The organism is Pseudarthrobacter kochi (assembly GCF_055412805.1).
Map to the genome: position 1 here is coordinate 1 of NZ_JBVAYV010000075.1, position 8,845 is coordinate 8,845.

Consider the following 8,845-nt stretch of genomic DNA (forward strand, 5'->3'; position numbering starts at 1 on the left):
ACCGCCGGCTCCTGCGCGTCTTCTACCTCTCCGGCCTCTCGGCCCTAAAGAGCTGCCCCGCCTCACGGGCCTACTACGACCGCAAACGCGGCGAAGGCAAAACCCACATCCAGGCCATGCTCTCCCTTGCCCGGCGCCGCCTCAACGTCCTCTGGGCCATGTTCCGTGACGGCACCACCTACACCCCCGCCCCGACGTCGGAACCACGGCTGGCTGCTTGACGGACGATGGTCCGATCCTGCTGTCACCGGGGATAGACAACGAGGAATACTGCGAACGGCGGCGAGTACGGCACTAAGGCCCTGTTTAAGTCTCGTTCCGGGGGGGCTAGCGTGACCTGTGGTGCAAGGCAGTACGGTATTCGAGCCGGTGTCCCATCAGGGAGACCACGGGAGCACCCATGTCCGGAGATTCAGATCATGCTTGTGTTCCCGGCAACGGGGAAGGCAGTCCGGCAGCGGAAGCGTCGGACCCGGTCTTCCGATTCTGGGAGAGGCCCGGGCCGTCGATGACGCCCGGTGGAAGTTTTTTCGGTTACCGGCGTGAAGATTGGCCTCCGCTCTAGCAACGCATGACCGGGCGACGGCGGCGCACCTTCCGGGCAGTTGCCCGCTTGGGACGTGCTGTTGCTTGCCCTCCAGGCCAATCACAGGAACCGGCCGTGCCAGGAAACCGGTCAGAACGTCACTGATACGGTCAGCGCTGTGGCGCTTCTCCGCGGAGCGGGTCCTGGCAGCGCCGGCCGGGGCGAGGGCACGTCTGGATGAGGGCGGCGTGTGCGATCCCCTGTGCGTGTTGTTTGGAAGAGCGGGGAAGTCAGGGTGGTGTTCAGGGATCGAACCGGGTGTCTGGCGGGACGTTGCCGGAGAGCCCGAGCAGCAGTTCTTCGGCCACGAGGTGTAGTTTTTTGTTCCGGCTGTTTGAGGCCCGGGTCAGGATGGCGAAGGCCGCTTCCTGGCTGCAGCGGTTTTGGGCCATGATGGCCCCGCAGGCGAGGTCGATCGTTGACCGGCTTCTCATGGCGGCTTTAAGGTCTTCGGCCAGGAGCTGTTCGGTTCCTATCCGGACTGCCAGGCGCAATGCGTCGCCGGCGATCCTGGCGAAGTCTTCGGCGATGGCGATGGACGCCGGGGTGAAGGCCCCGGCGGCGGGAGCGAACAGGTCAAGCGCGGCCCAGGAATCTTTGCCGAGCTCGAGCGGGATTCCGAGGACGGCGTGGTAGCCGCGGGTTGTGAGTTCGCGTTGGAAGTCGGGCCAGCGCGGGTCGCCGTTGACGTCGTTGAGCAGGACCGTGGTGTTGGTTTCCAGTGCCAGCATGCAGGGGCCGGCGCCGAGGGCCTGCTCGATCTGGTCCAGGGTGCGGGCTTCCTCGCTGCTTCCGGCGATCGTGATGGTGCGCCGGCGCCGCCGCAACGCCACGGCGCACTCGACCGGATGGCCGATGGCCGGGCTAATGGTCCGGGCTGCGAAGAGCGTTAGTTCGTTCAGGAACTCGCTCACGGTGCCGGACTCCGTGATGAGGTCCTGAAGGTCTGAGACGGCGGATTCATCGGAAGGACTTGTCATGGCCTCAGAATACGACGCCAGGGGCCCGTGTGTGCCATTTTCATATCCGGGTGCCCGGCCTGACGCTGTTATTGAATCCACCGGTGACCGGGGAGGGGAAGCTGCCCGCGGCGGCTGACCCCAAAAGGCTGCCCTGCCGGCTCCGTGTCCAGGAGCTGGCCGTCGGGAACGCCTCGTCCTGACAGGCCACGCCGGCTACATCACGAACCCGTCGGAGACACCGCCCCGACGACTGCGCGCAAGCCTCGTCCGTGTAAGGAACGCGCCAGGCATCCCGGCTGACAACCCGTCTCGCCTGGTCCGGACACCGGCGTATAGCAACCCGACATCGGGTCCAGCTGTGGAGGGGGCCAACCCGGGCCGGTGTGCCCGGTGATGGACATGCGTTCCTTTATTTATGTTCGTAGCTGTGAGAGCTCCTGCCTGAAACCGGTGGCACCTCGGAACCTTGACCGTTTTGGCCCTTCCCGTAGGGTTGGGAGCAGCATCAGCCTGGGGCTGACCTACAATGAGCCTTCCAGGCCCGTCCGGATAATTTCCGGAGACCCTAGGAGATTCCCGTGAACGTCCCTCCACCAGCCCCGCAGCCTCCGCCGACGCTCCTTCGTCCGGTGTTGGTTCCCGCCCACCGAATCGCTGGCGGCGTTCGGCGGGTGGGCACGGATGTGGCGTGAGTCCATGAGCCGGCGGATGCATGAACTCGTCGGGGAGTTCACCGACCGGGCCGATGCGCTGATGCAAACCCAGGAACACATGGAAGGCCTTCTGACCGCGGTTGTCTCGCTCGCGGAGGACCTTAGCCTTGAGGCCGTGCTGGACCGGGTTGTGCAGTCGGTGTGTGACCTGCTCGGTGCCCGGTACGGGGCGCTCGGCGTCATTGGCGAGGACGGCCTGCTGAGCCATTTCATTACGGTCGGCATTGATCGGGACGGCATTGACCTCATCGGGGATCTTCCAACCGGACACGGGGTCCTGGGACATCTGATCCGCGAACCCAAACCCCTGCGTCTTCATGACCTGGGCCAGCACCCAGGGGCCGCAGGGTTCCCGGCAGGGCACCCACCGATGAAGTCGTTCCTTGGTGTCCCGGTCCGCGTACGCGGCGCGGTCTTCGGAAATCTTTATCTGACAGAGAAAACCGGTGGGCAGGACTTCACGGAGGAGGACGAGGACATGGCGGTCGCCCTGGCCGCGGCCGCTGGCGTTGCGATCCAGAATGCCCGCTTGTTTGAAGACGGCGCACGGCGCCAGCGCTGGTTGGAGGCGGGAATGGAAATCAGTGAGCGGCTGATCACCGCCTCCCACCCGAGACAGCCGGACAGCCTCGATCTCATTGCTGAACGTGCCCTGCTCACCTCCGGCTCGGTGCTGGCTGTCATCGCTTCCCCCGGGATCGATGGTGCGCTCCGGTGCGGGACCTCGATCGGGGCGCAGTCACTGCCTGCCGGCCAGGACCTGTCCTCCTCGGCGCTGGCATCCTCGGTCCTGGACACAGGGGAGTCCGCCACGGCCCGTGATCCGAGGGAGGTTTTCGGGCCCGACGCCGCCGAGAAGCTGGGCCCTGTCCTGGTCAGCTCCCTCGGGCATAAGGGCACCGGCAACGGCATCCTTGTCCTGGCACGCGCCGAAGGCGCAGCCGGCTATACACAGTCCGATCTGAGATCAAGTACCGTTTTCGGTGCCCAGGTCGGCCTGGCACTGGACCTGGTGCGGGCCAACCAGCTCCGGGAAGAGCAGGTGCTCTTCACCGACCGGGACCGGATCGCGCGGGACCTCCACGACCTGGTGATCCAGCGCCTCTTCGCCGCAGGCCTGAGCCTGCAGACCCTGCGCCGCTACACTGCGGACCCGGCCGCCCACGAACGGATCACGGGCGTGACCCAGGAACTCGACGGGACGATCCGGGACCTTCGGAACACAATCTACTCACTTCACTCCGCCCGTACGGGCACGGAACGCCTGACCGATCACGTTCTGCGCACGGTACAGGAAGCGGCCAGGGGAGCAGCCGTCCCACCTGATCTGCAGCTGACCGGGCCGGTCGATGACGCCGTGCCCGAGACCGTGGCCAACCAGCTGCTGGCCGTGCTTGCCGAGACTCTGAGCAACGCAGTCAGACATTCCGGGGCCGATAAAATAAGTGTCTCGCTCTCAGCAGACGGGGGCGCCGTTGAACTGCTGATTACCGACAACGGCTGCGGTTTCGAAAACCCTGCCCGGCTCAGCGGCCTGGCAAACATCAAGCACCGGGCCGAGGGATTGGGCGGACATTGCCTCATCGACAGTTCCCCGGGTAACGGTACCCGGGTGAGCTGGACGGTACCGACAACCGGCTGAGTCGGCGAAGCGCTGTGCCGCGGCCCCCGGTCGAAGGCCTTCCTCGGTGTTCCCGTTACCTTCCGGGGCGCGGTGTGGTGACCGTTGAGGTGGCGTATACCGCGGCCTGGGTGCGCCGTTCAAAGCCGAGCTTGGCCAGCAGGGACGACACGTAATTTTTCACGGTCTTCTCGGCCAGGAACATTTCCTCGCCGATCTGCCGGTTCGTCAGGCCCCGGGCGATCAGGCTGAGGACCTTCTTCTCCTGCGGGGTCAGAGCCCCCAACCGCGGGTCGGCCGGCGCCTCGGGGACCGCTTCGAGCATGCGTTCTACGACCCCTGGGGCGAAAAGTTGCTCGCCGGCGGCAGTACGCCGGATTTGCTCTACGAGTTCGTTGTTGCCGATCTGCTTGAGAAGATAGCCCGACGCGCCGGCCAGAACGGCTCCGCGGAGTGCGTGGTCGTCGTCATAACTGGTCAGGATCAGGCACTTGAGGTCGGGGTCAATGGAGCGGACGTCCCGACAGACCTCAATGCCCGTGCCGTCGGGCAACCGTCCGTCCAAGACCACGACGTCCGGCTTGAGCGCCGGGATACGGCGGGTTGCCTCGACCGCGGATCCGCTTCCACCCACGACGTCGAAGCCCTCGTGCTCGAGCAGGTCCGTGAGGCCCTGCCGGACGAGCTCATGGTCATCGAGGATAAAGACCCGCACCGGTGCCGGTGAAAGCCTTTCCGTGCAGGTATCTGTTACCGATGTCGTCATGCAGCTACTCCTTGGATCAGTGTCTTCCCGGTCCGCGCCGTGCGGCCGCCCCCGGCGGAAGTCACGGTAGATAATGATTCTCTATCAGGCCGCAGGACAACAGGGACCAAAGTCCATAACCGGTAGAACCATGATGAATCGCTCGTGTCGTGACGGCTCCGAAGGATTGGCCGCCCGCCGCCCCGCGATGACCCGACCGCTGATTGAGAGACGCGACATGATCGCCGGATAAGGACACGACGGCGCGGTTATCTGCCGGGTTCCACCCATCCGACAGAACTGGAGGTTGTTTTGGCGTAATTGTGGGCCGGTATCGATGCCGGCAAAGCCCATCATCACTGCGTTGTGATCGACGCCGACGGAAACCGTCTGCTCTCGCAGAAAATCCCCAACGATGAACCGGCCCTGCTCGAACTCATCGCCACCGTCCTGAAACTCGCCGACGGCGAAGAAGTCATCTGGGCGACTGACCTGAACCACGGGGGACCGGCGCTGCTGATAGCGATGCTCGTCGCCCACCCAGGAGCGCTCGTTCGATATGTTCCCGGGACGCCCCGCTGCTAATGGTGCCGCGCCGGTCGTAAGAACTTGTCATCGTCCCACTATGCGCCCTTCACCACTGCTTGCTACGCCGCATCGACGCTGCGCCTCCTCACCGGCCCGTCGAAGGCCAAGGGGAGGCTCCGCGTCGGGCCCACATACGCTCTTCTGTTGCTGCTCTGTTGTTGCGGGACTGAAGGCTGGGTCATGCGTCCTTAGCCGCTGTAGGAGGCAAGGTGCGGCAGGTGGAGGTCACTCAGGCGCTCATTGAGGACCAGCGCCAGCAGGTCGCTGTCCTGGGCCGGCAGCGGAAGCAGTCCGTTCAGATATGCATCGACGACCAACAGGCCCTGGTTGCCCCCGTACGCGAAGTACGCCAACCACGCTTCATGGACCTCGAGGTCTGCGAGCAGGAACGCAACATGAGTCAATTCCTGCGGGTTTTCATCCATCAGAACACACCCGCTGACCTCCCGAACTTCGCAGAAGTGCGGGGATTTCACGCCGTTGCTTGATCGCAGGACACGCATTCCCGCACTCTCCCATAAGGCTACAACTGCGCCCGCACAGCGGCCACCGTCTCTTCATCGGGCTACCGCGCACTGCAGTGATCTGTCCCGGATGGCCGGCATGCCAGGCGAGAGCCAAAGACCGATACGTGCCGCGCTTCGCTCGGGCAGCACAAGCATTCTTGCCTTGGGTCGGCGTTGCGCTTATTTCCTCCCACAATCCATCCGCTGCTTGCCCTGCGGGTTGCCCCGGTTCCGTCGGGCACAGCTACGCGATGCTCCGCCAGCAGGCAATAAACATGGCGGGAGAGAGGGCAGCCGGTAAAACCCGGGCGACCAGTGCACCCTGGAGCGTCCTGAATCCTGTCGGTTGCGAGACAGATACGCAGGCAGAGGAACAGTTGGGCACCGTCGGAAGTAGCGGACCAAAGGCTAGAGACGCCCTATCGTCGCGGTGTTTTACTTCGCCAAACTGGAGTTCCCCGGCACGAATACGTGGATCTGATTTCCGTCGTCCTTGACGAGCGCGTCGTGCTGCTGCCGTGACACGACGTAGACCTCGACGAAGTCCCCGGCCGATCCGGCGAAGTTCAGAGTCAGGAGGATGTATGCGCTCAGCAGATAGTCCGGCGGGAGTGTGAGCAAAGCTACGACCAGCACTAAGCCCCAGATGACGGTTGGGGCCAGGGCTACGAGTACCGTGCTCCGGCGAGTGAGATAGGCATGGTTCCCAGTGGTCAGAAATGGGAACCGCACCGCGTATGAAGGCTTTACCTTGGTCAACAGCTGTAAGACGACCCCGTGCGTCGCTTCGTGGACCGCCATGTACACGAAGCAAGCGGCCAGCGTCACAGGGATGGTGACGGCGGGCCCCCAGGACGTGGCTGGAGGCAGATCGAGTAGCAGCGCGGCTGCCACAGCAAGGAGAACCACCAGCACGAAGATCCCCTGGACTGCAACGGCTAACTTTCTGTCTTTCTTGAGGTCGACCGTCATATGCTGCAGGTAGGTGGACGGCAATTCGACGGTGTCCCGCAAACTGGACCGATCGCTCATATTTGTCTCCTTAGAAGTCCGTTCGATCTCCGGCTAGTCGTCTGTGCGCGGCCGACTGCTGGGATCCCTCGTCCCGAACGACGCCGGACCGGGTGTGGTCGGGGTGCACAATTCCAGTTGCTGCTCGTGGGCGGGACGCCACCTCGTGTTGGCGTCGATGAGTTGTTGCGACACGAACGCCAGTACTGGAAGCCCGGTGGGGTAGCTTAATCCCGACACGGCGGCGAAGTTCTCCGCGGACCTGTTGTTCTCATCGATTACCGCCGGATTGGCATAGTTCCGGATCGTCATCAACCGGATCTGCTCGATGTCCCCCTCGGAGTAGACACCGACCGGGGCAGACGGTGCGGTGATTGCCGGGTCGAGTGCGGTCATCCACCGCACCCAGCCGGTCATTGAAAGGAGCCTTTCCCCCAGGCCCGTCTTCGGCGCTCCGGCGAAGTCCTCAGGAACGGTCCCGTCGATGGTGACGAGGGCTGAGACCTCCCCGGGGAAACGGTTCACATAGTCCAGGCTGTAAATTCCCGCCAGGGAGTGGGCCATCAGGACGTAAGAATCTTTCACACCCAGCTTCGAGAGCGTGTCATGCAGCTCGCTGGAGATGTTCGCGACGGTTCGCTGCGTGACATCCAGATCGCTGTAGCCATATCCGAACCGTTCGATCACGACCACGGTGTAGGGGTCGTCGAGCTCATCGATCAGGGGTGTGAAGTCCAGCACCGGCGATGCGGTGCCGTAGCCGCTGAGCAGCACCACGGTCTTTTCGCCCGCCCCTGTCACGGATACGTTGACCTCACCGCCGTCGATGCTGACCCTCTTGCCATACGGGTGAACGTTCGCCGTCTCGTACGCGCCGAGGATCAGGTTGCTCACGCTCGAGACCGCCACCAGCACAACGACGGCGAGCCCAACACCACCGAGAATCCGCAGCAGCTTCCTCACACGTCCTCCGCAGGCGGTGCCAGTGGCGTCCGGTGGCGACCGTCGGCAGGCACCCGGGCAGGGGCCCGGTTCACCACGTCAGCGTCCCAGGCTTAGCGCTGTGTTCTCCAAGGCGCGGGCGGACGCGCGAAGCAGGAAGGCGAAGGTCAGGAGCAGGGCGCCGGTGAACCATCCGCCGACGGCGGACGGAACGGGCAGCCCGTACAGGAAAAGAACACCTACTATGACCATTACTGCGGACAGGACGGCGAACAGGCGCATGCCGTAGAGAAAGACGAAAGGGAGGTAGTGCGCCCCGACGATGACCATGCTCGCCGGAAAGAAAAGCTCACTGTGACCGCCGAGCATCGCCACGACCACTACAAAGCCGATCGGTACCGTGAACGCTATCTGCATCGCCAGGCCCGCCATCGGGTGCCCCGCTGGCAACGACGAAGGTCGTCCGGAAAGCCGAATGACGAGCGTCGTCAGCGGGAAGATCAGCACCCCACCGAAGAAAAGTACGCCGACAGCAGCCGGTGGAGAGAACCATGTGGCCGCCGCGGCGGCCACCAGCCACACCGCCCCGGACACCAGCTGACCGTAGAAACCGCCCGCATAGACGCGGCGCACATCGCGTTGAGCTTCGGCTATCGACACCTATCCGGCCCTGCTTGTCAGTACGGATCTTTGCCGAACTCTTTTGTTGTGCGCGATGGACCTAAAGTCCATCCTGAACCTGTCAACGTGCACGAGCGCTGCAATCATGGTTCATCCCCCCAGATTCGGCCGTAGCGGCCGCTGGCCCTCACTCTAGACCATATGAGGCGTGGTGGTTCCCCTGCCGTAGGACTGCAACCCACAGGTGTTGCAGCTGTGATGGCCATACCGCCTGCGTGGGTCCCGAGGATGCCGGCCGCGTGTCGTGGTTATGGCAGTTTGAGCGGAAACCAAGCGCTGCCTGAAGACTCCGGTTTCCGGGCCTCGCTTGGCTGACGCCCCGGGTCTACTGCATGGACCTCGCTTCGCTCGGGCTGTAGAAGCCTTTTTCTGTTTTTTCTGCTGTCCTTATGGTGTTGACGGGTGGTTCCGTGGCCGTTGTAGGGTCGTGGCTACCCGGGGGAGGCGGGTATGGCTTTGTTGCTGTGGCCGGACGACTCATCTCGTGACG

At 63.8% G+C, this 8,845-nt stretch carries 7 protein-coding genes and 2 pseudogenes; 3 read left to right on the forward strand and 6 right to left on the reverse strand.

The genetic code is table 11. The annotated features are described in order from the left end of the window. Positions 1-221 (forward strand): annotated as a pseudogene (locus tag ACZY0Y_RS19130) (IS110 family transposase); the annotation flags it as partial. Positions 222-828: 607 nt separating this feature from the next. On the opposite strand, the gene ACZY0Y_RS19135 reads toward ACZY0Y_RS19130, so the two are convergent. Next, the gene (locus tag ACZY0Y_RS19135) at positions 829-1,566 is read right to left on the reverse strand and encodes a GAF and ANTAR domain-containing protein (RefSeq protein ID WP_463959835.1); all 738 of its coding nucleotides are present in this window, start codon (positions 1,564-1,566) and stop codon (positions 829-831) included. Between the two features lie 663 nt (positions 1,567-2,229). Between ACZY0Y_RS19135 and ACZY0Y_RS19140 the strand changes: the two genes are divergently transcribed. Then, entirely contained in the window at positions 2,230-3,903 is a 1,674-nt protein-coding gene (locus ACZY0Y_RS19140; protein ID WP_463959836.1) for a GAF domain-containing sensor histidine kinase, read from the forward strand. Positions 3,904-3,958: 55 nt separating this feature from the next. Here ACZY0Y_RS19140 and ACZY0Y_RS19145 read toward each other — a convergent pair whose 3' ends face one another. Then, positions 3,959-4,648: a response regulator gene (locus tag ACZY0Y_RS19145; RefSeq protein WP_463959837.1), complete on the reverse strand. Its 690-nt coding sequence runs from the start codon at positions 4,646-4,648 to the stop codon at positions 3,959-3,961. A gap of 300 nt (positions 4,649-4,948) precedes the next feature. On the opposite strand from ACZY0Y_RS19145, the pseudogene ACZY0Y_RS19150 reads away from it, so the two are divergent. Continuing rightward, positions 4,949-5,197: pseudogene (locus tag ACZY0Y_RS19150) on the forward strand (IS110 family transposase); the annotation flags it as partial. Positions 5,198-5,403: 206 nt separating this feature from the next. Here the strand turns inward: ACZY0Y_RS19150 and ACZY0Y_RS19155 are convergent. The 4 genes from ACZY0Y_RS19155 to ACZY0Y_RS19170 all read right to left on the reverse strand — a co-directional run bounded on the left by ACZY0Y_RS19155 (position 5,404) and on the right by ACZY0Y_RS19170 (position 8,334). Then, positions 5,404-5,718 carry a hypothetical protein gene (locus ACZY0Y_RS19155; RefSeq protein ID WP_463959838.1) on the reverse strand — a complete coding sequence of 105 codons (315 nt, stop codon included), beginning with the start codon at positions 5,716-5,718 and terminating at the stop codon, positions 5,404-5,406. A gap of 438 nt (positions 5,719-6,156) precedes the next feature. Beyond that, entirely contained in the window at positions 6,157-6,753 is a 597-nt protein-coding gene (locus tag ACZY0Y_RS19160; protein ID WP_463959839.1) for a DUF3267 domain-containing protein, read from the reverse strand. 33 nt (positions 6,754-6,786) lie between these two features. Continuing rightward, a complete protein-coding gene (locus ACZY0Y_RS19165) occupies positions 6,787-7,695 on the reverse strand; it encodes an alpha/beta fold hydrolase (protein ID WP_463959840.1) in 909 nt (302 codons plus the stop codon). A 78-nt stretch (positions 7,696-7,773) separates the two neighbouring features. After that, a complete protein-coding gene (locus tag ACZY0Y_RS19170) occupies positions 7,774-8,334 on the reverse strand; it encodes a DUF7010 family protein (RefSeq protein ID WP_463959841.1) in 561 nt (186 codons plus the stop codon). Positions 8,335-8,845 lie beyond the last annotated feature (511 nt).